The 22,341-nt window shown below is 41.3% G+C and carries 28 protein-coding genes and 2 pseudogenes; 12 read left to right on the top strand and 18 right to left on the bottom strand.

Annotation, left to right across the window (positions count from 1 at the left end):
- Position 1 precedes the first annotated feature (1 nt).
- The 13 genes and pseudogenes from NYZ99_RS20775 to NYZ99_RS20715 form a co-directional block, all read right to left on the bottom strand.
- Positions 2-1,063 (bottom strand): hypothetical protein, encoded by a 1,062-nt coding sequence (locus NYZ99_RS20775; RefSeq protein WP_260572932.1) that lies wholly within the window; start codon positions 1,061-1,063, stop codon positions 2-4.
- 438 nt (positions 1,064-1,501) lie between these two features.
- Positions 1,502-1,948 carry a PorT family protein gene (locus NYZ99_RS20770; RefSeq protein ID WP_260572931.1) on the bottom strand — a complete coding sequence of 149 codons (447 nt, stop codon included), beginning with the start codon at positions 1,946-1,948 and terminating at the stop codon, positions 1,502-1,504.
- A 113-nt stretch (positions 1,949-2,061) separates the two neighbouring features.
- On the bottom strand, positions 2,062-2,661 hold the full coding sequence (locus NYZ99_RS20765) for an outer membrane protein (RefSeq protein WP_260572930.1): 600 nt from the start codon (positions 2,659-2,661) through the stop codon (positions 2,062-2,064).
- Positions 2,662-2,983: 322 nt separating this feature from the next.
- Positions 2,984-3,499, bottom strand: coding sequence for a PorT family protein (locus NYZ99_RS20760; RefSeq protein ID WP_260572929.1), 516 nt, complete (start codon positions 3,497-3,499; stop codon positions 2,984-2,986).
- A gap of 7 nt (positions 3,500-3,506) precedes the next feature.
- Positions 3,507-4,823: a Fe-S cluster assembly protein SufD gene (gene sufD, locus NYZ99_RS20755; RefSeq protein WP_260572928.1), complete on the bottom strand. Its 1,317-nt coding sequence runs from the start codon at positions 4,821-4,823 to the stop codon at positions 3,507-3,509.
- 59 nt (positions 4,824-4,882) lie between these two features.
- Positions 4,883-5,635, bottom strand: coding sequence for a Fe-S cluster assembly ATPase SufC (sufC, locus tag NYZ99_RS20750; protein ID WP_260572927.1), 753 nt, complete (start codon positions 5,633-5,635; stop codon positions 4,883-4,885).
- Positions 5,636-5,641: 6 nt separating this feature from the next.
- Complete coding sequence (locus tag NYZ99_RS20745; protein ID WP_260572926.1) at positions 5,642-6,508, bottom strand: N-acyl homoserine lactonase family protein; 867 nt, start codon at positions 6,506-6,508, stop codon at positions 5,642-5,644.
- Positions 6,509-6,582: 74 nt separating this feature from the next.
- Positions 6,583-8,027 (bottom strand): annotated as a pseudogene (gene sufB, locus NYZ99_RS20740) (Fe-S cluster assembly protein SufB).
- Positions 8,028-8,066: 39 nt separating this feature from the next.
- Positions 8,067-8,396 (bottom strand): HesB/IscA family protein, encoded by a 330-nt coding sequence (locus tag NYZ99_RS20735; RefSeq protein ID WP_260572925.1) that lies wholly within the window; start codon positions 8,394-8,396, stop codon positions 8,067-8,069.
- Between the two features lie 125 nt (positions 8,397-8,521).
- Positions 8,522-8,878: a hypothetical protein gene (locus tag NYZ99_RS20730; RefSeq protein ID WP_260572924.1), complete on the bottom strand. Its 357-nt coding sequence runs from the start codon at positions 8,876-8,878 to the stop codon at positions 8,522-8,524.
- The gene (locus NYZ99_RS20725) at positions 8,862-9,155 is read right to left on the bottom strand and encodes a hypothetical protein (protein WP_260572923.1); all 294 of its coding nucleotides are present in this window, start codon (positions 9,153-9,155) and stop codon (positions 8,862-8,864) included. Before NYZ99_RS20725 ends, NYZ99_RS20730 begins: the two co-directional genes overlap by 17 nt.
- 216 nt (positions 9,156-9,371) lie before the next feature.
- On the bottom strand, positions 9,372-9,866 hold the full coding sequence (locus NYZ99_RS20720) for a hypothetical protein (protein ID WP_260572922.1): 495 nt from the start codon (positions 9,864-9,866) through the stop codon (positions 9,372-9,374).
- Positions 9,867-9,933: 67 nt separating this feature from the next.
- Positions 9,934-11,075 (bottom strand): annotated as a pseudogene (locus tag NYZ99_RS20715) (choice-of-anchor B family protein).
- 85 nt (positions 11,076-11,160) lie between these two features.
- Here NYZ99_RS20715 and thiL point away from each other — a divergent pair.
- Positions 11,161-12,210, top strand: a complete 1,050-nt coding sequence (gene thiL / locus NYZ99_RS20710; protein ID WP_260572921.1) for a thiamine-phosphate kinase — start codon at positions 11,161-11,163, stop codon at positions 12,208-12,210.
- A gap of 153 nt (positions 12,211-12,363) precedes the next feature.
- Here thiL and NYZ99_RS20705 read toward each other — a convergent pair whose 3' ends face one another.
- Complete coding sequence (locus NYZ99_RS20705) at positions 12,364-12,576, bottom strand: hypothetical protein (RefSeq protein ID WP_260572920.1); 213 nt, start codon at positions 12,574-12,576, stop codon at positions 12,364-12,366.
- Between the two features lie 280 nt (positions 12,577-12,856).
- On the opposite strand from NYZ99_RS20705, the gene NYZ99_RS22600 reads away from it, so the two are divergent.
- From NYZ99_RS22600 to NYZ99_RS20680, 7 genes are all read left to right on the top strand, one after another.
- Entirely contained in the window at positions 12,857-13,432 is a 576-nt protein-coding gene (locus NYZ99_RS22600) for a branched-chain amino acid transport system II carrier protein (RefSeq protein ID WP_338039188.1), read from the top strand.
- Positions 13,375-13,656: a branched-chain amino acid transport system II carrier protein gene (locus NYZ99_RS22595; protein WP_338039187.1), complete on the top strand. Its 282-nt coding sequence runs from the start codon at positions 13,375-13,377 to the stop codon at positions 13,654-13,656. The genes NYZ99_RS22600 and NYZ99_RS22595 overlap by 58 nt, the downstream gene beginning before the upstream one ends.
- The gene (locus tag NYZ99_RS22590; RefSeq protein ID WP_338039186.1) at positions 13,614-14,120 is read left to right on the top strand and encodes a branched-chain amino acid transport system II carrier protein; all 507 of its coding nucleotides are present in this window, start codon (positions 13,614-13,616) and stop codon (positions 14,118-14,120) included. The genes NYZ99_RS22595 and NYZ99_RS22590 overlap by 43 nt, the downstream gene beginning before the upstream one ends.
- A gap of 94 nt (positions 14,121-14,214) precedes the next feature.
- Complete coding sequence (locus tag NYZ99_RS20695) at positions 14,215-14,757, top strand: hypothetical protein (RefSeq protein WP_260572919.1); 543 nt, start codon at positions 14,215-14,217, stop codon at positions 14,755-14,757.
- Positions 14,758-14,920: 163 nt separating this feature from the next.
- Complete coding sequence (locus NYZ99_RS20690; protein WP_260572918.1) at positions 14,921-15,313, top strand: hypothetical protein; 393 nt, start codon at positions 14,921-14,923, stop codon at positions 15,311-15,313.
- Between the two features lie 291 nt (positions 15,314-15,604).
- The gene (locus NYZ99_RS20685; RefSeq protein WP_260572917.1) at positions 15,605-16,111 is read left to right on the top strand and encodes a cyanophycinase; all 507 of its coding nucleotides are present in this window, start codon (positions 15,605-15,607) and stop codon (positions 16,109-16,111) included.
- Positions 16,102-16,488: a hypothetical protein gene (locus NYZ99_RS20680; protein ID WP_260572916.1), complete on the top strand. Its 387-nt coding sequence runs from the start codon at positions 16,102-16,104 to the stop codon at positions 16,486-16,488. The genes NYZ99_RS20685 and NYZ99_RS20680 overlap by 10 nt, the downstream gene beginning before the upstream one ends.
- 251 nt (positions 16,489-16,739) lie before the next feature.
- Here the strand turns inward: NYZ99_RS20680 and NYZ99_RS20675 are convergent, their stop codons facing one another.
- From NYZ99_RS20675 to NYZ99_RS20665, 4 genes are all read right to left on the bottom strand, one after another.
- Complete coding sequence (locus tag NYZ99_RS20675; protein ID WP_260572915.1) at positions 16,740-16,916, bottom strand: hypothetical protein; 177 nt, start codon at positions 16,914-16,916, stop codon at positions 16,740-16,742.
- 97 nt (positions 16,917-17,013) lie between these two features.
- Positions 17,014-17,265, bottom strand: a complete 252-nt coding sequence (locus NYZ99_RS22585) for a hypothetical protein (protein WP_338039185.1) — start codon at positions 17,263-17,265, stop codon at positions 17,014-17,016.
- Positions 17,262-17,687 (bottom strand): exodeoxyribonuclease III, encoded by a 426-nt coding sequence (locus NYZ99_RS22580; RefSeq protein ID WP_338039184.1) that lies wholly within the window; start codon positions 17,685-17,687, stop codon positions 17,262-17,264. The genes NYZ99_RS22585 and NYZ99_RS22580 overlap by 4 nt, the downstream gene beginning before the upstream one ends.
- 36 nt (positions 17,688-17,723) lie before the next feature.
- Positions 17,724-19,016 (bottom strand): aminopeptidase P family protein, encoded by a 1,293-nt coding sequence (locus tag NYZ99_RS20665; RefSeq protein WP_260572914.1) that lies wholly within the window; start codon positions 19,014-19,016, stop codon positions 17,724-17,726.
- 150 nt (positions 19,017-19,166) lie between these two features.
- Between NYZ99_RS20665 and NYZ99_RS20660 the strand changes: the two genes are divergently transcribed.
- Genes NYZ99_RS20660 through NYZ99_RS20645 form a run of 4 tightly spaced genes read left to right on the top strand, consistent with a single transcriptional unit; the run spans position 19,167 to position 22,206 of the window.
- On the top strand, positions 19,167-19,826 hold the full coding sequence (locus NYZ99_RS20660; RefSeq protein WP_260572913.1) for a WD40/YVTN/BNR-like repeat-containing protein: 660 nt from the start codon (positions 19,167-19,169) through the stop codon (positions 19,824-19,826).
- The gene (locus tag NYZ99_RS20655) at positions 19,792-20,346 is read left to right on the top strand and encodes a WD40/YVTN/BNR-like repeat-containing protein (protein WP_260572912.1); all 555 of its coding nucleotides are present in this window, start codon (positions 19,792-19,794) and stop codon (positions 20,344-20,346) included. The genes NYZ99_RS20660 and NYZ99_RS20655 overlap by 35 nt, the downstream gene beginning before the upstream one ends.
- Entirely contained in the window at positions 20,231-21,304 is a 1,074-nt protein-coding gene (locus tag NYZ99_RS20650; RefSeq protein WP_260572911.1) for a WD40/YVTN/BNR-like repeat-containing protein, read from the top strand. The genes NYZ99_RS20655 and NYZ99_RS20650 overlap by 116 nt, the downstream gene beginning before the upstream one ends.
- Positions 21,304-22,206, top strand: coding sequence for a hypothetical protein (locus NYZ99_RS20645; RefSeq protein WP_260572910.1), 903 nt, complete (start codon positions 21,304-21,306; stop codon positions 22,204-22,206). Before NYZ99_RS20650 ends, NYZ99_RS20645 begins: the two co-directional genes overlap by 1 nt.
- Positions 22,207-22,341 lie beyond the last annotated feature (135 nt).

Raw genomic sequence — 22,341 nt, 5'->3', positions numbered from 1 at the left:
TTTAAAAGAGGGTATATCCAAAAATTAAAGAGTAACCACTAAAAACGGCTTCTCTTCCTATAGGAGGCAGAAGGCCACGATCCAAATTATAGTTTAACTCCAAACTATATTTATCGAGATACTTATAGCCTAATCCAAAAGAAAAGTTGCTACTATTTTCAAAGAGCAAAAAGTTTCCATTATTATAATCGATTCTCGAGCCGTTGCTCCATGCCAATATATAACCGGCATTAATAAACATCTTTGAATTTGCATTCAAATACATATAATGCCTGGCACCAATAGCAATTTCAATTGGTTGATACTCTACTGTAGCCGGAACATTCGAGTTTGCATTTAAAAATTTTTCCGCCTTATATGTTTGGTACGATGGTTCTAAGAATAATGACCATTTATTTTTGTTGAAAGGTAGTATACCCTCTAATTCAATACCTAATCGAAAACCAATCTCAGTTGGATATTCAGTTGCATTGTTTCCAGTACCAGCGTTTTGAAGTACCAATGAAGAGTTCCTCAGTCCTGGACGTATGTTCAAATTAAACCAGTCTTTGTTACGCCCATTTGGGTCATTCTTACCATAATCAGCCCCATACAAAGTGTTGTATTCCCTAAATAGTTTGGTTAATTCTCTCTCATTATAGGAAATGTTAGAAAATCTTCTTTGGCTAAAGCTTGTATGTTCTAGTTCATTAAATAGTTGCTGTTTAAACTGTAAGTTCTCTCCGATCCTATTGTCTCGTGTAATATATTTTCTATAAACCATTGGCTTAATTTCGCCATCTGAAACTTGGTAAAAATACTTAGGATCATATGCATCTTCATATTTATAAAGGTTTGCTTTACCTTCGACAAGTACTAATAAAAATAGGGTTTCATTGGTAAAACTGGGTTCGCGGACTAAGGTCAATTTATCGACTTCTTGGCTAGACCGGTCTATATCAACCGTTGCCTTTACATATTTTGACGCTCTGTTAACTCCAAACTCCTGCACCATTGATAAATCTCCTGTTTGAGCATTATCATCCTGAGATAGTTTATACTGAAAAGAATCAGGATTCTTCATCCAGTCAACGTTTCTTATTAAACATTCTGTTTTATTTCCTGCATTGTCAATAAAGTAACCTTCTTCGTAGGTTATTTGGCTATTTATCTGTGCAGCTGAGAAAAACAGGGAAAACGTAAGCCGAGATAAAATGTAAACTCCTTCTAAAACTCATTGTGAGAATTTGATTAGTGATTTTGAAATTTTTCGGTGGGGCAATATATGGCTTCAAAATCATTTTAAAGTTAAATTCCGACAAAAAACAAAATATAAAGTTATATTCTGTGTAAGTTAAACCTTAAAATTTTTATAGCTTAAAAAATGCTATATCCAACAGATAACTGAAGTAAGCCATAATATGTCTTATCGGAAAGACTTTCGTTTTCCACTATGGATTTCCTAAATACATCGGACACTCCCAAATAGGAACGAAATTGAACCTTAAAATTCCTTGGCAAATCAATACTTACTCCCAAAGTAGGCCCATAATCTATAAAAGACCCTCCTGAAACCGAGAAAGCCAATCTGTGGACCCAACTCTAACGAAATACTTTGATTAAAATTGAATCGGGTAATCAAGGGAATCAGCAAATAATCTTCTTTGGCAACAAATACTTCATCGTTCTGGTTGATTTCGGGACGATCAAAATTGTTAAGTCTTGCCAAAGTTATTTTGGTCCCTTGAGATGAATATAATAGCTCAGGATGAAAACTAAATTTCCCACGAATTGGGATTTCGGCAAAGATACCGGCATGAAATGAGGTTCTAGCACTAAAGGGATCATCTCCGGGAGCAATAGTTTTAGAATAATTTAATCCTCCTTTCACTCCCATATTGAAGTCTTGAGCTCTTGTTTGTGTGTTAAATAAACTAAATAGAAATAGGAATAGGACGTACTTCTTCAAAATCATTTTGTTAATGGTTAACTAGGCCAAGATACATCGATTTATCCTAGCCTTGAAAACAATTAGGGCAGTACGCATATTTTTAGGACAATATGTAACCCATTCGTGAAACCTCAAAATCGAAAACCTACACCGGCCTTAAGTAGACTTAAATTCTCATTAAAGTTGTAGGTAGAAGATTGCCCATTAAAAGTACTTGTTCCCCTTTTTTGCAATATTAGAAAATCATACTGCACCTGTACAAAAAATTTCCTAGAAAGGTCATAGGAAAGACCCAGATTGAAATTAAAACCTCCATCTTTTCTTATCTCATCCAATGTAATGGTTCCTCCTTGATTCTGATATTCATCCTGAATATTTATGGAATATCCCAAGGCGACAAAAGGCCTCAGCTTTGACAGTCCTGGAGTTTCCAATTCGACAAAAATTTTGGGCTGCACTAAAAAGGTGTTCGATCTATAATCGAACTCTAAATTATTTCCTGCTGTACCTCCGTAATCAAAGTTATTCGAATTCCTAAAAAAGGAGGTATTGACACCTAAACCCATGTTAAAAGGATCCGAATCCAAAAATCGATACTTGATACCCAAATCGACCACGCCATCGGTGGCTGAACGTAATGGATAATTGGCCTCAACGCTCCACTTTTGGTCTTGAGCATAGGTAATCAATGAAATAAAAACAAAAGCCGAAGTGATCATAAACTGTTTCATAGATGTTGAATAGATTAGTTGTTAGAACATCTAATGTAGATTTACGAATTGTAGGAAAATAAAAACGGTTTGTTAAGAACCCCTAACAAACCGTTAATTGTGGCCTAAATACTTCTTAATAAAAGTTAGGCCTTATAAATTTTTAGCTACCTAAGCCACGCTAAATTACTTCTAAATATAGATTAGTTGAATAAATAATTCAGAGATAATTGGATAGCAGCATTGTAGTTCTGCGCTCCTTGTATAGCATTTAGCCTATTTCGTAGCCCAATATAAAATCGTGGAGATACCGAAAAATGGTCGTTCAGTCTAAGACCAAGTCCTATGGCAGCTCCATAATCCAATTGAAAATCCCCGAAATGGAAGACCTTCTTTCCGCATTAATATTCTGGTCTAGATTTTTAATTTTTGTCACCTGATTGAGCAAAAACCCAAATTGCGATCCAAATTCCAAGTCTATATGATCATTTAAGCCAAACTTCCCCAATATAGGAATTGTAATAAAGTTTAATTGAACGTTGGTTCTAAAATCGTTCTCTTCCCCAACAGAACCGTTTGTTTGAATGGCAGCCAAATCCGTACTGTATTGAAAACCCTGGGAAGAATATACCAGCTCCGGCTGCAACTTAAATTTATCTGAGAAATCGATTTCCAAAAATACACCTCCATGACCGGAAAGTCTAAATTTCAACCCATCCGTAAGGTCACCCACTATTGAAGAATAATTGAGCCCTCCCTTAACCCCAATATGCGCCTCCTGTGCCTTTACCCCTTGGCACGACAATAAAAAAAGGGCCATTATAATAACGACCCTTCTATATCTATGATAATATTTCATATAATTTCTACAAGTCGAACCCTAAATTCACCCCTAGTTTATTCGCTATCAACTTATTAATCCGTGTTTTAAGTTCCGGGATACGTACCGTGGCCAAGACATTATTGGCAAAGGCATACATCAACAGGGCACGGGCCTCTTTTTGGGGTATTCCACGGGTTTGGAGATAAAACAAGGCATCCTCATCCAATTGTCCAATGGTACAACCATGGGAACACTTTACATCATCGGCAAAAATCTCCAACTGTGGTTTGGTATTGATGGTCGCCTTGTCACTAACCAGTATATTGTTGTTCTGCTGGAAAGCATTAGTCTTTTGGGCAATTTTATCAACGATAATCTTTCCATTAAAAACGCCGGTAGCGCTATCCCCATAAATCCCTTTGTAATCCTGGTGACTTTCGCAATTAGGTTCTATATGATGTACCAAGGTATGATGGTGCACATGTTGCTTGTCCCCCAAAATGGTCACCCCTTTCATGGTAGAGTCGATATACTCCCCATTCTGATAAAAATTTAGGTTGTTACGAGTCAATTTTCCTCCAAATGAGAATGTATGTACTCTTACTACACTTTTATCTTTTTGGTTGATATAGGTGTTATCTATCAAAGAGGCGGTGTGCGAATCGTTCTGAATCTTATAATAATCCACGATGCCATTTTCGGCAGCAAATATTTCCGTTACGGAATTTGTCAACACCTCATTGCCCGTTAGACTTTGGTGACGTTCAATAATCTGTACCTCGGCATTCTCTTCTACAATGACCAAGTTTCTTGGCTGCAACATCAAGGAAGCCTCGTTGCCCGTGGCAAAATGCAAGATTTCGATGGGCTTTCTAGGCATTTTGTTTTTTGGGATATAGATATAGGCTCCTTCCCTACTAAAAGCTGTATTTAAAGTCGTTAATGATTCATCCTTGGACGCAACTTTGTTAAAATACACATCGATGACCTGTTGGTACATGGGTTTGGCCAGGGCCGCACTCATCAAACAGATATCCACTCCATCATGGGTTGTTTCCGAAAGATAGGAACTATAAATTCCGTCGATAAACACAATTTTATAGGTATCTATCTCATGTAAAAAATACTTTTTGACATCCTTATATTCGAGGGCATTTTCCTCCTTGGGAAAAATACTAAAGTCGATTTTTTGAAGGTTGTTCAAAGAGGTATATTTCCAAGCCTCCTCCTTTTTGGATGGAAATCCCTTTTTCTCGAAATTCTTTATCGCCTCCGAACGTACGTCGTGAACGGGATGCTCTACATCCACGTTGTTTTCGAATGCCATAAAGGAAGAAATCAATTTATCTTTTAAATCCATAATTTTTCAATTGATAGTAAAACATTTGGAGACCAAATAATACGGCCATTTGCCATAAACTATATTGCCGCCTCCTGCTTAAGCCAATCGTATCCCTTTTCCTCAAGCTCCATGGCCAGTTCCTTACCTCCGGACTTTACAATTTTGCCATCGTGCAATACATGTACAAAATCCGGTACGATATAATCTAACAATCGTTGGTAGTGGGTAATTACGATGACCGCATTATCCTTACTTTTTAATTTATTAACCCCATTGGCCACGATTCTCAGCGCATCGATATCCAGTCCGGAATCCGTTTCGTCCAATATGGCTACTTTGGGCTCTAACATGGCCATCTGAAAAATCTCGTTTCGCTTTTTCTCCCCTCCGGAAAAACCTTCGTTCAAGGAGCGCGACAAAAACTTGCGATCTATTTCCAACAATTCCGATTTTTCACGAATCAATTTCAACATTTCGTTCGCAGGCATGTCCTCCAAACCTTTTGCCTTTCCGGATTCGTTGATGGCGGTCTTCATAAAATTGGTAACGGACACCCCTGGGATTTCCACTGGGTATTGAAAGGAAAGAAAAATCCCTTTATGAGCTCTTTCTTCCGGAGCCACATCCTCCAAATCCTCGCCATCCAACTCAATGGATCCTTCCGTAACCTCAAACTCTTCCTTCCCGGAAATAACTTCGGCCAAAGTACTTTTACGAGAACCGTTTGGACCCATAATGGCATGTACCTCGCCAGGTTTGACCTCTAGGTTGATTCCCTTTAATATTTCCTTATCCTCTACCTGCGCATGCAGATTCTTAATTTTCAACATAATCTATTACTTTAAATATTCCGGTGCTTTTGGCATTTTATTAAAATCGTCTTTTTGATGTTGTACGTAGACTTTAGCGTTCTTTTCTTTTGCAAAAGCCTCAAAAGTTTCCATACTGGCCAATGTCTTTTCAACGTCATAATTAAATATAGGAACCCTTTTATGCTCCCTGTTTTCGTATAGGTGATACAGGTCGCCTGTTAAAAGGGTGGGGCCGTTTTCAGGCAACTCCAAATATAAAACCTGATGCCCCGGGGTATGGCCGGGCATAGATTTCATGATAACCGAACCATCGCCAAAAACATCATAATCCCCATCTATCTTCTGTATCATGTCCAATTCCTGTATGGCCTCGTATATACCTTCTCCACTATTTTTAACTTCCTCACTGGTAATAAAATCGTACTCAGGACCTTGTACCAACCATGTAGCATTTTTTAGGGCATTGGCATGGCCGCTATGGTCAAAATGGGTATGTGAAAGTGCTATAAAGTCGATATCTTCCAAGCTTAGACCAGCGGATTTCAACTGATTTGCAACAGAATCCTTTCTAGATACCGTAAATGCACCTGATGGATCTGTATATTCCGGTTGTCCCACCAACATCTCAGGTAAACCGGCATCCCACATCAACGTTCCTTTTGGGTGAACAATGACGTAAAACGGATCTGCAAATTCCTTGGTTTGACCATGATAGGTGGTGTCTTGGGAAAACAATTCCAAATTATTGACTTTCACGGTGCCTCCATCAAAGGTATAGAGCTTGATTTCAGGAGCTACTTCTTCGGCAACCTCCTTCTTTTCCTCTTTTTTGGTTTCCTTGCAGGAAAGAAATCCAATTAAAACTGCAGTAAACAAGAAAAATCTTTTCATAAATCTCTATAATAACGAATTAAATAATCAATGAATGACCTCTCGACTGCGCTCGAGGGGCATCCCCTAACCATTTAACCTACTGAACCTTCTAAACTGATTTCCAATAATTTTTGGGCCTCTACAGCAAACTCCATGGGTAATTTGTTCAAGACCTCCTTGCTAAACCCGTTTACGATCAAGGCAATCGCCTTTTCCGTGTCGATACCCCTTTGATTGCAATAAAAGATTTGGTCTTCCCCAATTTTACTGGTCGTAGCCTCGTGCTCAATTTGAGCCGATTTATTCTTCGCCTCTATATATGGGAAAGTATGTGCACCACACTCATTACCCATTAATAGGGAATCGCACTGGGAGAAATTACGTGCGTTCTCAGCACGGCTATTCACCTGCACCAATCCGCGGTAGCTATTTTGGGATTTTCCGGCAGAAATACCTTTGGATATAATGGTACTCTTGGTGTTTTTACCCAAGTGTATCATTTTAGTCCCCGTATCGGCTTGTTGAAAATTATTGGTTACCGCAATGGAATAAAACTCACCTATAGAATTATCCCCTTTCAACACACAAGAGGGGTATTTCCAAGTAACCGCAGATCCCGTTTCCACTTGGGTCCAGGATATTTTGGCATTCTTCTCACATAAACCTCTTTTTGTAACGAAATTGAAGACACCTCCCTTTCCTTCCTTATCCCCAGGGAACCAATTCTGTACCGTAGAATATTTGATTTCGGCATTATCCAAGGCAATAAGCTCCACTACGGCCGCATGTAATTGGTTTTCATCTCGTGAAGGAGCGGTACACCCTTCAAGGTAACTAACATAGCTTCCTTCGTCTGCCACTACCAAGGTCCTTTCAAACTGACCAGTACCGGCCTGATTGATCCTGAAATAGGTTGATAGCTCCATAGGACACCTAACACCCTTTGGGATATAACAGAAACTACCATCCGAAAATACCGCAGAGTTCAACGCGGCATAAAAATTATCCTTTTTAGGCACCACGGTTCCGATGTATTTCTTCACCAATTCGGATGCTCTTTGATAGCCTCTGAAATGGAACAAAAAATAATCCCTTTTTCGGCCAAAGTCTTCTTAAAAGTAGTGGCTACGGAAACAGAGTCCATCACGATGTCCACTGCCACCCCGGCCAGTTTTTTCTGCTCGTCAATGGATATGCCCAATTTTTTGAATGTGTCCAATAATTCCGGATCTACCTCATCCAAGCTATCGTACTTGGGTTTTTTGTTGGGAGCGGAATAATAAGAAATGGCCTGGAAATCGGGTTTTTTATAGGTAACGTTGGCCCATTCCGGCTCTTCCATCTCCTGCCATGCTTTAAAAGCATCCAAACGCCACTGGGTCATCCAGTCCGGCTCGTCCTTCTTTTTGGAAATCGCAATGATGATTTCCTCATTGAGACCGACAGGAAGTGTGTCCGATTCTATATCCGTATAGAAACCGTATTCATATTCCTTGGTTTCCAGTTCTTTTTTTAATTCCTCTTCAGTATATGCCATAAACTCTCAGTTGAATAGTTGCAATCCTGCAATTATCGATTATAATGAAAAACTTTCGCCACAGCCACAGGTTCTCTGTGCATTGGGATTATTGAAGACAAAACCTTTACCGTTCAAGCCCCCGGAATATTCCAAGGTGGTACCCACCAAATATAGAAAGCTCTTCTTGTCCACAACAATACGGACATTGTTATCCTCAAAAATTTTATCCGTTTCCTCCATTTTGTTATCAAAGTTCAGCTCATAAGATAATCCACTGCAGCCGCCACTTTTAACACCCACCCGCACATAATCCTTTGAAGCGTCAAACCCTTCCTCTTCCATAAGGGTAATCACCTTCTTTTTTGCCGTTTCCGATACTTGTATCATATCTTAAAATGGATTAATTATAAATAGTTTACAAATATACTTCATTGACACCTATTTCCAATAGGATCTAACATTATTATAACGTATTAAAGTATAGGGGTTTTCTATGTGTACGGGACTTTGCCCTAACGCAATTTAATCACCACTAAATCAGACTTCCCTTTAGGAGATATTTCAGGAAAATCCGGACTGATGCTTTCTCCGATAATGACTACGCTTCCATCCGCGCTTTCTACCACATCGTAGCCAAAATCAATGTCCGACCCGCCAAAGGTTTGTTGCCATATAAGATTTCCATTTGCATCGGTTTTTAAGAGCCAAATATCGTTTTCACCGGTGTTATCGGTGACATCCTGGTCTGAACTTTTGGAATTCCCTACCACATAATAACCGCCGTCTCTACTGCTAACGACGGCCTGGGCAGCATCGAACTGACTGCCCCCAAAGGTTCGCTCCCATACCAGATTACCGTTTGCATCCACCTTGATCAACCGTGAAATCCGACTCTCCCTTGCTTTGAGAAATGTCACCATCGCCACTGAACGTATTCCCAGCAACTACATAGCCGCCATCCAAGGTATTGGCAATATCATAGGAAATTTCTATACCTGTTCCCCCAAAAGAACGTTCCCGGACAAAGTTGCCCGCTGCATCCACTTTTACAAGCCAAAAATCATAGCTTCCTTGCGTATTACTAATATCAAAATCATCACTTTCCGAAAAACCCGCCATCACATATCCACCATCATTAGACGGCACCACGGCATGGGATCTATCGTTGTTACTTCCCCCAAAATAACCTCTCCACAGAAGCTCACCCTGGGCATCTATTTTGGTACCCCGAATTCCCCGACGCCATGACGTGTTAACGAGTTGAATTTTTCCGTATTTCCATCCGCCCTAGCCGAGGTAATATCCAAAAAACCGGTAAAAAAGAAACCACCATCCGTTGTTTGTAGAATATCGTATGAATGGTCATGACCAGGAAAACCCGAAGCTCTTTTCCCATTCTATGTCTCCTGATGCATTCAATTTCAAGAGCCAATTGTCATGAAAACCATTGTTCACGGATCCATCCCCATCATCGCTCATGGCATATCCCGTAAGGGCATAGCCTCCATCAAATGTCTGTACCAAACTTTGGCCCCGGTCATCTTTGGAACCCCCGTAGGTTTTGTTCCATTGTAGGTTTCCATCGGCATCTAATTTCAAGAGCCAATAGTCATGGACTTCTAATTCCTTATCTGTAATATCACCATCCACACTATTGGAAAAGCCAAGTATGGCATATCCACCATCTAAAGTCTGTATGATGGCTTGGCCCGTATCTTCCCCACTACCCCCAAAATTCTTGATCCATTCCACGGTACCTTTAAAATCACTATTTAGAAGATTAGATTGGTTGTTCTCCAAATCCGTAGAACATGAAAAAATGAATAGGGCGAGTATGAACCAGCTATGCCTACACATATATTATTCGGATTTTTTGAGTACAAAAAAGCCATTGCTGATGTCGCTCACCACAATCTTGCCACTATCAAAATAGGGATATACACTCCGAGACTCCGTCGAATTTAGTGTTGTCATCTACAGGATAGGTATCGAAAAAACCGGTTTCCGATATGTTTTTGGCATCAATGCCCGAAATATCCAGAACCCTCATTCCTGCGGTATAATTCGCCAAGAAAAATTCGTTCCCTAATACATATCCATTATGATCTATGGCACTCGTTGGCCCCAAATAGGTGTCAAACAAAACGGGATTGTCAAGGTCTGACATGTCGAAAATCAAGGTCCTTGACCTGAAGCCGAATTGATCTCATCCAACTCATCGCCCAAAATAAAATATCGATGGTCTTCCGTAAACCAACCTTGATGGGTGTACCCAATATTGGGATAGGGAAGTGTTGCAACCTCAACAGGGTTATTTTTGTCGGTTATATCCACCAAAACCACTTGGGTCTCGTTGGCCCCTACAAATAGTTCAGCCCCTGAATAATCGGCATCAGGTCCAGTATACGTAACCACTTGCGCATCATGGGTATATCCATTCATTCCCCAACCTCCGGCGGCCGTTGGTGCCGTTGGATTGGTAAGGTCCAAAAAATGAACCCCTCCATTAAAAGCATCATTTCTATCCGTACCTACAGGGTAGGCAAAACCTGAATTTTCATTGATGACGATATTATGCGCATTTCCAATACCAGTATAACGCCCGTCCGCCTCAAATACCTCCGGTATGTTTTCAGGAGCACGTAATTTAGTTAAGTCGAATATCTGTACGCCATGATCCATGGCTTCTGCCACAATGTAGGCGTAGTCTCCCATTACTTTAATATCTCTCCAAGAGCTGGAAGTGGTTGCCGTGGGCAATTTCCCTAAGTATATCAGATTTTCAGTATCGGTAATATCGATAAAGACAGTTCCGTTGTCCAGGCCCATGATGGCATATTCCTTTCCCGTGGAAGTATCTGTCCAGCCCCAAATATCGTTGGCGGATTGCGCACCAAATTCCGATAGGTCAAAATGGCCCAACAAATCGTATCCATTACAAGGGTATTCCCCTGCAAATCCATTTTCGCAAGGCACAAAGGATGTATCAATCGGTTGCTGGGTATTGCCCTGTCCGTCATTAGGGTTGTCATCACTCTTGGAACATCCCCAAATGAGTAAGAGCATTATAAATACACGTGTAGGCCTCATCAAAGTAAAATTATCCCAAGGGTAAATATACGATATAAAATATCCTGTTTACTTTTGCAAGATGCTAGAAGACAAGAACAAAGAAAGGACCTCCTTGGAAACATTGGGCGAGTTTGGCCTCATTGAACATCTCACCCAACATTTTACCACAAAACAGCCCACAACGATAAAGGGAATAGGTGACGATGCCGCCGTATTGGATTTCAAGAAAAAGAAAACCGTGCTTTCTACGGACTTATTAGTGGAAGGTGTTCATTTTGACCTTAGTTACATGCCCTTGAAACACTTGGGATATAAGGCGGTAATGGTAAACCTTTCCGATATCTATGCCATGAACGCCATGGCCACACAGATTACCGTATCCATTGCCGTATCCAATAGATTTCCATTAGAAGCTTTGGAAGAATTGTACGCCGGTATACAATTGGCCTGCACTACGTATGGTGTTGATATGATCGGAGGAGACACTACCTCCTCCAAAACCGGAATGTTGATCAGTGTTACAGCTCTTGGTGAGGCTTCGGAAGAAAACCTTGCCTACCGCTCAGGTGCCAAGGAAAATGACTTGTTGGTCGTTACCGGAGACCTTGGCGGTGCCTATATGGGGTTGCAGGTCTTGGAGCGCGAAAAAGAGGTATTTAAGGTAAATCCCAACAATCAACCGGATCTGGAACCCTATGCCTACATCGTGGAACGCCAATTGAAACCGGAAGCACGGAAAGATATCGTGGAACTACTTGCCAAATTAAAAGTGAAACCGACCTCCATGATCGACATCAGCGATGGCCTTTCCTCGGAAATTCTGCACCTCTGCAAAAACAGTGAGGTAGGATGTGCCCTCTATGAAAACAAAATACCCTTAGATCCCACCGTCATTTCCACCTGTGAGGAATTTAAGATGGACGGTACCATGATTGCCTTAAGCGGCGGTGAGGATTACGAACTTTTATTTACCATTGACCAGGCGGATTTTCCAAAGATCAAGGGAAACCCCAATCTAACGGTAATAGGGCATATGACGGACAAGTCTCAAGGGGCTAATTTGGTCACGAGGGCGGAAACCCTGATTCCGTTGAAGGCCCAGGGTTGGAATTCATTCCAAACAGAATAAAAAAATCCTGAAAAAAAAGCGCGATTCTTTCCTCATCCGTTGTGGGGCATACGACAGGTAAGAATAAAGATGCTTACTTAATTTCCAGGAATACTTTCAACGTTGAAGAAACCAACGTTTCTTAAACGAATGCTGTTTTTGGCAAGACAGGTTTTACGCCACTTGCTGGCTGTGTCTGTTTTGGTAAATACGCTCCAAGGTTCTGTTGATATCCTGTAGTTCTGGAGTTAATATGGATAGGTTACCGCTAACATCGGTAGTAACCTCCTTGCTACAGTGAACGCATTTGTATTCCTTGATGTGGGATGTCACCTTTTTGGAGACTGCGTAATGATGTCCAAAAATGCTGCAGAAAAGTTTTTTCATGCCTTAGGATTTTTAGGTTCAAAATTGGTACGATTTGGGGATCGGTACACTATTGGTTTTGTTATTTGGTTTTCTATGTTGCCTTATGAAAACGGGGTGTTTTCACTAATTATTGTCAATGTATAACATTTTAATCGTCTGAACCATAATTTGTTGTGAGGTAGCCCAAAAATGTGGTCAACTTTTGTTTTAACAAGGTCTTATTTTTTTAGGCAAGGGGTTTGCGGTTTTTGACCTATCTTCCCACCATGATTCCAACAGCGTACAGAAGTAAGGAAACTTGGGTTACGGCATTCGCCTTGTTCTCCCTTTTTTTGGTGCCGGAAACTTGATTCTACCACCACAGTTGGGTTTTAAATCGGGGGATTTATGGTGGTTGGTAACGCTAGGTTTTTGCACATCGGCTGTGCTGATTCCATTGCTGGGCATTCTAGCACACGCCAAATTGCAGGGTACGATTTTCGATTTTGGGAAAAAGGTGTCGCCCGCCTTTAGTTTGGGCTACTCCTTAGTGGTCTACGCCATTGCAATAGGCCTTCCCTCGCCCAGGACGGCTTCCGTTACCCATGAAATGGCCATTGCCCCTTTTTTTGATAGCTCACCTCTGCTTACCAGCATCCTGTATTTTATGTTGGTGTTCGTTTTTGTCATGAACCGTTCCAAGATTTTGGATGTTGTTGGAAAATTGCTCACCCCTGCCATTCTTCTTATCCTAATTGCCCTAGTAGGCGTTATAACCTTCGCCTTGGAATATAGCTTTCCGAAGCCACCTTTGAAAGTCCATTTACCAGCGGAATTTTGGAAGGCTACCAAACCTTTGATGCCATTGGCGCGGTGGTTGTGGGCGGTGTTATAATCGTATCTGTGAATATACGGTACCGGCAGAAAACGTATATAGAAAAAAAGGACTTGATCCTCAAAGCGGGATGGTTGGCAGGGCTGGCCCTCTTTCTTATCTATATGGGACTCATTCTTTCCGGAGCCTTGGTCACTCCCTTTTTGATACCGACATTTCCCGAACCGAACTCCTCTCCGGATTGGCGACCGAAGCCTTGGGCACCTATGGCAATCTATTCTTGAGTATGCTCGTTGCCCTGGCCTGTTTTACCACGGCCGTGGGTATTGTAACGGGAACCTCGGATTTTATACGCTCCCGTTTCAATGATTCCTCAAAGGCCTATCTCATCACTGCCATTGTTGGATGTCTGTTAGGGGTCCTTATGGGGCAGTTTAATGTGGGATATATCATTGCCGTGGCCTTGCCCGCATTAATGATCATCTACCCTATTACCGTGGTGTTGATTTTGCTGAATGTCCTCCCGGAAACCTATGCCTCGTCCAAAGTGTTTAAGGTAGTGGTATGGACGACCATTCTTTTTAGCATCCCTGATTTTCTTAGTACGATCGGCCTCTCCGAGGCTATGGAAGAATTACAAGCCTTTATCCCTTTGAGTATCTATAGTATGGGATGGGTATTACCGGCTATCCTGGCTTTTGTTGTTGGCAATACTTTCATGCATTGGGGAGGAATGAAAAAAGTGTAAACGGGAATACCTATCTTAGTTACACATATAAAAGATGTATAGATCATTAATGATCTATACTCGTACGTTAGCAGTTATTTAAGAACATCACTAAATGAATTTTCAATTAAATGGCAAAACAGGGAATTGGTTAGGTAAACTTAACGGAAAAAGAATTGACAAAATATATCAAGTAGATTATAACGATGACAGGCATAATGACGAATATTTACCTTGGCTATTTTTAATAACATTCTCCGAATTTGATGAATATTTAGAAATTGAAGGCGACTTTGATGGTAGCCATTTAAAAATAAACTTGCGTGAAAGTTCATTACTTGAAAACAAATTGAAAGAATACAATTTTCCGAATGAACCAGATTTATGGCAAGTCTATGAAACAAAAATGGACGAAACACTCGGAAAACTTTTATCAAAAAAAATTGATTTTATTGAATTTGGAGTTGATAAAGATGAATTCGATATCAACGGAACTAAAATTTACGGACAAAAACAATACTTCAACTTTATTCGATTTAATTGTGAAGATCTGAAGATAACTATTTTCGAAGGCTCGTCAACAGGACTTGGAGTTTCTGACTATAAAGACGTAAAACTGAATTTTAATGAAACATTTGAAATATATAATACAATATAAAAACAACTGCTAACAACGTATAACACTAATGGCAAAGACATTGCTGACTAAATTTAATTAGTTTCTTACAAATTGTGTAAATTAGATTCCCTAAAATAAAGACAACACAACGCCACTAGCGTTATACAAACTCGTTGTGCACAATATGAGAAAAATCGTTACTATGAGAAAAATTCTGATTCTAATTTTGACTTTTTTACCAATAACTCTATTTGCACAGGAATTAAAATGTTGTGAAACAATCCTAGAAGTTGAAACGTATCTAAACGGAAATTGGAAAAAGATAGACTCTGAACCTGATTTAGAATATCGTTTTGAATTAAATAATGGAATTGGAAAATTCAAAGTCTTTATTGTGAGAAAATATGGGAGAATAGAAAAATCTGAAACAGAACAACCTGATATAAAAATATTAAAAACCAAAAAGGGATTTGAGATTGAACACGATTTCGGAGGGCTAAAAACCTATACGGGAATAAAATATCTGAATTCCAATAAACTAATAATTACAAGAAAAGATGGAGCTGAACAAGAATACTATAAAGTTGAGGAATAAATACTGTGCACAACACCGGCTATAATTCATTGCTGCATTTTCGCTAAATTTAAACCAATCAACCATTAACAGAGCCCGATTTCGTTGCGCCTTATTAGGCAAGACATAGAACTTATGGGAAAAATCCAATTAGCATTTATATGTTTTGTCCTTACAATGTCAATATTCATTGTTCATAATGTCTATGGCCAACAACCTATTAACTTAAATACTGATCAAACTATTGGCCCAGAAAAAGGCACATTAATTATTACCGGTGATTGGATTCATGGGATTTTTCAAGATAAATTCATGGAAAGCATTGGCGGAGCGGATGCACCAATAGTCGTTATTCCAACAGCGGTCTCTTCTGAAGTCCTCTCGGAGGAGTTTTTAAGAAATTACAGACAGAGATTTGTTGAGTCTGGTTTTAACAATGTAACTGTATTACATACAAGAGATCCACGGGAGGCCAATACAGACGAATTCGTTGAACCGATTAAAAATGCCCAGGGGGTTATTTTCAGCGGGGGAAGACAATGGCGACATGCAGACTCCTATTTAAACACAAAAGCACATACGGAATTTTTAAATCTCTTGGATAGAGGCGGAGTAATCGCAGGTGGCTCTGCTGGCGCCACAATACAAGGTTCGTATTTGGCAAGGGGAGACTCTAATGGAAATACAAAAATGATGGGAGACCATGAAGTGGGCTTGGGTTTTATTAAGAACGTGGCTATTGACCAACATCTACTAAAAAGAAACAGACAGTTCGATATGTTTGAAATCTTAGATAACAGGCGGAATTATTGGGTATAGGAATAGATGAGGATACCGGAATAATTGTTCAAGGGGATACATTTGAAGTTTTGGGGGAAAGCTATGTTGTTATCTACGATGGAACACGTTGGTCGAAGGAAAGAGACACTATTTATGAATTACCAAAAGGTAGCAGAGAGTTTTACACCTTAAAATCTGGTGATGAATATAATTTAAAAACAAGGTCTGTTATCACTTTTGAAGATAAAGAATTTCTTAGCCTAAGCGAGAGTGAATTAAAAAAATATTGTAGTGATTACAAGTTAGTAGGGGCGAATAGGATATCTAAAATGTTCATTGAGAATGGTGCCTTACAATTCAAAACTAATGGTCAAACCTTTTCTCTTTATCCGAGTCAGAAACTCGATTTTACATAAAAGGAACGACTATTTATGTGGATTTCTCAACTAATTCCAATGGAGAGATATTAAATGCGAAAATTCCCAGTCATAATGAAACTTGGGAGAAACTGGATTGAACATTGCATAACAATATGATTAAAAATTTCATTTGAAACAACGAATTGCACATATCGCCTTAGTGGTCAAAGATTATGACGAAGCAATATAACAAAGAACTGGGTTACTTCTCGACTACTTCCTAAACATCACTGCAATTATGCTCTATCCTATTTATAATCCCTCCTCTTTTTTGAATAGTAATAGAACAAATAGGCCACCGGAATCAACACTGCAAAAGGGAGATAGGTGCCAATGGCAACCCCTATTTCATAGGAACTATCCGGTGCCTCCTGCATTTTCTTTTCTATCTCGGAAACATCCTGTATGATCAATGCTACGCTCATAATTAGAGATCTATTTCCAAACTAATCGGGCAATGATCGCTCCCCATGATCTGATCATGAATTTCCGCAGACTTCACCTTGTGCCACAACGATTCGCTCACCAAAAAATAGTCGATACGCCACCCCACATTCCTGCTTCGGCTCCGCCCCGCATGCTCCAAAAGGTATATTTATCGAAGGTATCCGGGTGGAGGGTTCGAAAGCTGTCCACGACCTTTAAGGTGTTGAGCATGTGGTCAAACCCATCGATTTCCACTTGGGTAAATCCGGATGTTTTGTTGTAGTTGGATTTTGGATTGGCCAAATCGTTCTCGGTATGGGCCACATTGAAATCGCCCGTAATGATCAAGGGTTTCTTTTTGGACAAGCCAAGAAGATAATCCGTAAAGTCTTTATCCCATCCGAGCGATAGTCCAAGCGCTTCAAACCGTTACCGCTGTTGGGTACATACACATTGACCAAGTAAAAGGCTTCATACTCCGCATAGGAAATCCTGCCCTCCATATCATGGTCCTCAATACCCATATCACTACCAAAGGACAATGGCTTTTGTTTGGACAAGATTCCGGTTCCGGAGTAGCCTTTCTTATCCGCACTATTGGTGTATAAAGTATAGTCGGTAATTCCGGACAAGGCCTCTGCTACCTGGTCGTCCTGCGCCTTGGTTTCCTGAATACAGAAAACATCCGCATCAAAATTGGACACCACTTCGGCAAAACCTTTTTTTACTGTGGCCCTAATGCCATTGACGTTCCACGATACTAGTTTCATACGCTTAACTTATTGATTTTTGTAGTTTGATGCTTATTAAGCATTCATTAATTCCTCTATCTCCTCCACTTCGATTGGGATGTTTCGCATTAGATTGAAAGGTTCTCCCTTTTCCTGTATTACCACATCATCCTCCAAACGGATACCCATTTTTTCATCGGGAATATAAATGCCCGGTTCCACGGTAAAGACCATATTGGCCTTCATAGGGGTTTTCAACGCGCCATAATCGTGTGTATTCAAACCTATATGATGACTTGTACCATGCATAAAGTACTTTTTGTAGGCTGGCCACTCCGGATTTTCATTTTGCACATCGGCCTTGTCCAACAGTCCCAATCCCAAAAGTTCAGAGGTCATTAGTTTGCCGCATTCCTTGTGATATTCCGCCCAAAGTGTTCCGGGGACTAGCATTTTGGTCGCCTCATTTTTTACCCTAAGTACCGCATTATAGACATCTTTCTGCCGTTTGGTGAATCGGCCGTTGACCGGGATGGTCCTGGTTAGGTCGCTGGAATAATTGGCGTACTCTGCCGCCACGTCCATTAATAACATATCGCCGTCCATACAGGCTTTATTGTTTTCCAAATAATGCAGCACATTGGCGTTGTTTCCTGATGCTATGATAGGCGGATAGGCAAACCCTTTGGATCGGTTTCGAACAAATTCGTGCAGCAGTTCCGCTTCTATTTCATACTCGTAGACCCCGGGCTTTACAAAGCCCAACAACCTCCTAAAACCTTTTTCTGTGATGTTACAGGCCATTTGCATTAGCTCCAGCTCCTCAGGTTCCTTAATGCCCCTAATCTCTTGAAGTATCGGGTTGCTCTTGGCCACTTGATGGGCCGGAAATTTTTGTTGGCATGCGAGGATAAATCGGTCTTCCCTAGTCCGGGTCTCCACCGCCTGCCTGTAATGCTCGTTGGTATTGAAATAGATGGTGTCGGCCTCGGTCATCAGATCAAAAAAGACCTTGTCAAATTCCTTCAACCAGTAAATGGTCCGGATACCCGAAACCTCGGTCGCCTTTTCCTTAGTCAATTTTTCGCCTTCCCATATGGCGATATGTTCGTTGGTTTCACGTACAAACAAAATTTCCCTATGTTTTTTGTCCATCGCATCCGGAAACAATAACAAAATGGTTTCCTCTTGATCGGCACCGCTCAGATAGAAAATATCGCGATGCTGCTCAAAGGGCACCACACTGTCGGCACTTATCGGATAAATATCGTTGGAGTTAAAAACCGCAATGCTTTTGGGACGCATACGATTCATAAATTTTTTACGGTTTTTTATAAATAGGGAACTTGGAATCTGTTCGTATTTCATAAAGAATGTGATTTTGCCATAAAATTAAGCAATAGCCATTGTTTTAATAAAGAATGTGGCACATATTTACCATAATTACACATGCCCTTTAAAGGTTTTTTAAACAACAATTGGCTAACTTGTACTCTATACCAAAACCAACCAATTGACATGAAAATCCGGTATTTTTTAATTGCATGCCTCCAATTATCCTTTGTTTCGATTTTCGCCCAAACGGATCCCGCTGTTTTTAAGAACCTACGATTTCGTTTTATAGGATCGGAAGGCAACCGAACCATTGCTATGGCCGGGGTGCCAGGTGACCCTATGACTACCTACATTGGTGCGGCCTCCGGCGGATTATGGAAAACTTCGGATGGAGGTATCAGCTGGGACCCCATTTTTGATGCTCAGGACGTTTCATCCATTGGCTCGGTGGCCATTACGCCAACAAAGCCCGATATTCTTTGGGTGGGCACGGGCGAAACATTTGTGATTCGGCCCGCCCATGCTATGGGCGATGGCATCTATAAATCAGAAGACGGGGGAAAGACCTGGAAAAACATGGGACTTGAGAAAACGGGGCGTATCGGTCGGGTCCTTGTTCATCCTACCAATCCGGACATTGTATATGCAGCTGCCTTGGGCCATACCTATGGATCGCAACAGGAGCGTGGCGTATACAAGACCGAAGATGGGGGAAAAAGTTGGAAACGTATCTTTTTTGTGGACGAGAATACAGGAGCGGCCGAATTGGCCATGGATCCAAAAAATCCGAGACCGACTCCTAGTAGGCATGTGGTGCATACATATCAATACATGGGGACTTAATAGCGGGGGGCCGGGAGGAGGCATATACAGGACCACGGATGGTGGCGATACTTGGGAACCTTTGTACAAAAATGGCCTGCCAGGTGGTAGCGAAAATCCCGTGGGAAAAACGGCGGTGGCCATTTCACATGCAAGCCCCAATATCGTATATGCCCTTTTTGAAATGGATAGTCCGGCTTTATACCGCTCCGAAGACTTTGGCGATACTTGGAATTTGCAAACTCGCAACCATGACATAGCCGAACGCGCCCCTTATTATACGCGTATGGCCGTTTCAACTGCCGATCCTAATGAGCTATATTTCGCTAGTGTAAAATTCAGCATTTCCAAAGATGGTGGTAAAACCATTGAAAGTGGTTATAGTGCGGGAGGCGACAACCATGATATTTGGATAGACCCTACCAATGCGGATCGAGCTTATGGTAGCCCACGATGGGGGTGCCAGTATCAGTATGAACCATGGAAAGACTTTTCAGCGCATTGTTTTACCCATTGCCCGGATGTACCATGTGGCCGTTGATGACAAGATTCCTTATAATGTATACGGCAACCGCCAAGATGGGTATTCCTACATGGGACCTAGTAACAGTAAACAGGGGTATATACCCTTGGGTCTTTGGAAGGGCGTAGGCGGTTGTGAAAGCGGGTTTGCCCAACCCGATCCTTTTGACAACGACATTGTTTGGTCCGGCTGTTATGATGGAGGGTTACAGCGTTACAATGTTAAAACAGGGCACGTTCGTGACGTTCGGGTACGGCCGGAGGCAGGGTATGGATGGGAACCTGGAAAGTTGAAATACCGCTGGCATTGGAATTTTCCCTTGGCCTTTTCCCCACATACCAAACATAGGGTCTATGTGGGTAGCCAATATGTACACCAAAGTGATGATGGCGGACAAAGCTGGCAAGTGATCAGTCCTGACCTCACCTTGAACGACAAAAGCCATCAAGAAAATTCCGGAGGCATCGCGGTAGACAATCTCATGACCTTTGATGGGTCGGTTTTGTTCAGCATTGTGGAGTCAAAATTGGAACCGGGCCTTATATGGGCAGGTAGTAATGACGGGCAAGTACAGCTAACCAAAGACAGCGGTAAAAACTGGACAAACGTGACCCAAAATATACCTGACCTTCCCAAATGGGGGACCATTGCCAACATAGAAACATCCCGATATAAAAAGGGAAGTGCCTACATCACGGTAGACCTGCATCAAATGGGGGACTTTGACCCTTACGTCTACAAAACCGAGGATTATGGGCAGACCTGGAAGTTAATAAGCGATACGGTACCCAAATCTGTCCATAGCTTTGCCCATGTTATCAAGGAAGACCCTAAAAGAGAGGGTATGCTCTACCTTGGGGTAGATAATGGACTCTATTTAAGTCATGATGATGGCGGACATTGGATGCGCTTGCGCAACAACCTCCCCCTGCCCCGGTCTATTGGCTGGAAATCCAAGAACGATTTGATGATCTAGTGGTGGGTACGTATGGAAGAGGCTATTATATCATGGACAACATTTCCCCTTTGCGGGAATACGATTTGGATGCCAAGGATAAAGAAGCCCATCTTTTCAGCCTAAGACCGGTATACCGTTTCCAAGATGTACAAAGTATCAAAACCGATGGCCCGAGTTTAAATTCGGGAACAAACCCTGCCTATGGTGCGGAAATCAATTACTTCCTAAAAGATAGTATCGATCAAAAAATTGAAATACAGATTCTGACCTTGGACGATGAAGTAGTCCGGACCTTGGAAGGAACAAACAAACCAGGCGTCAATAGGGTCATGTGGAACCTACGCTATGAACCCACGTATAAACCCAAACTTCAGTCAACCCCACCCGGAAGGCCATGGGTACAGCTCAATGGTGAAGGATGGCGACCTTTGGTCACCTGGGACCTTGACCTGATGCGTGGCCAATATGGATCAAAGGTGGTTCCAAATAGCTACAAGGTAAAACTGGTCATTGGCAACAAAGAATATAGTAGGGAACTGGAGGTTTTAAAAGACCCAAGTACGGAAGGTAGTCTCGAAGACATCCAACAACAAGTTGCCTTTTCCTTGGAACTTCGCGATGCCATGAACTTAGCCGTAACCATGATCAATGATATTGAAGCGATAAGGGCAGAGCTCAATGCAATCATCCCAAAGTTACGCCGCGAAGCGAATCGAAAAAAAGCCGAGGAATTACGTGCCTTGGCCATAGCCATAGCTGGCAGTCTTTATGACATTCATCTCACAGGGGCCCGTGAAGATGCCTTTAGATCCCCCATAAAACTTTACGGTAGGCTGAGTGCCTTGGCCAGCGACATCGGTGGGTTTGGTGCCGACTTTAAACCTACGGATACAACAACGGGAAGTATACGCCATTTTTAATGAACGCCTTAGAGAGGTAGATGCCAAGTTTAAGAAATTCATATCCTTAGAAGTAGAGCAATTGAACTCCCGGTTGAAACAAAGCGAACTACAAATACAACATACTCAAAAAATAAAATCATAATTTAAATACAA

Source organism: Maribacter litopenaei, from assembly GCF_025244665.1.
In the GTDB taxonomy this organism is placed as follows: domain Bacteria; phylum Bacteroidota; class Bacteroidia; order Flavobacteriales; family Flavobacteriaceae; genus Maribacter; species Maribacter litopenaei.
This window is presented reverse-complemented; position numbering and strand designations above follow the sequence as displayed.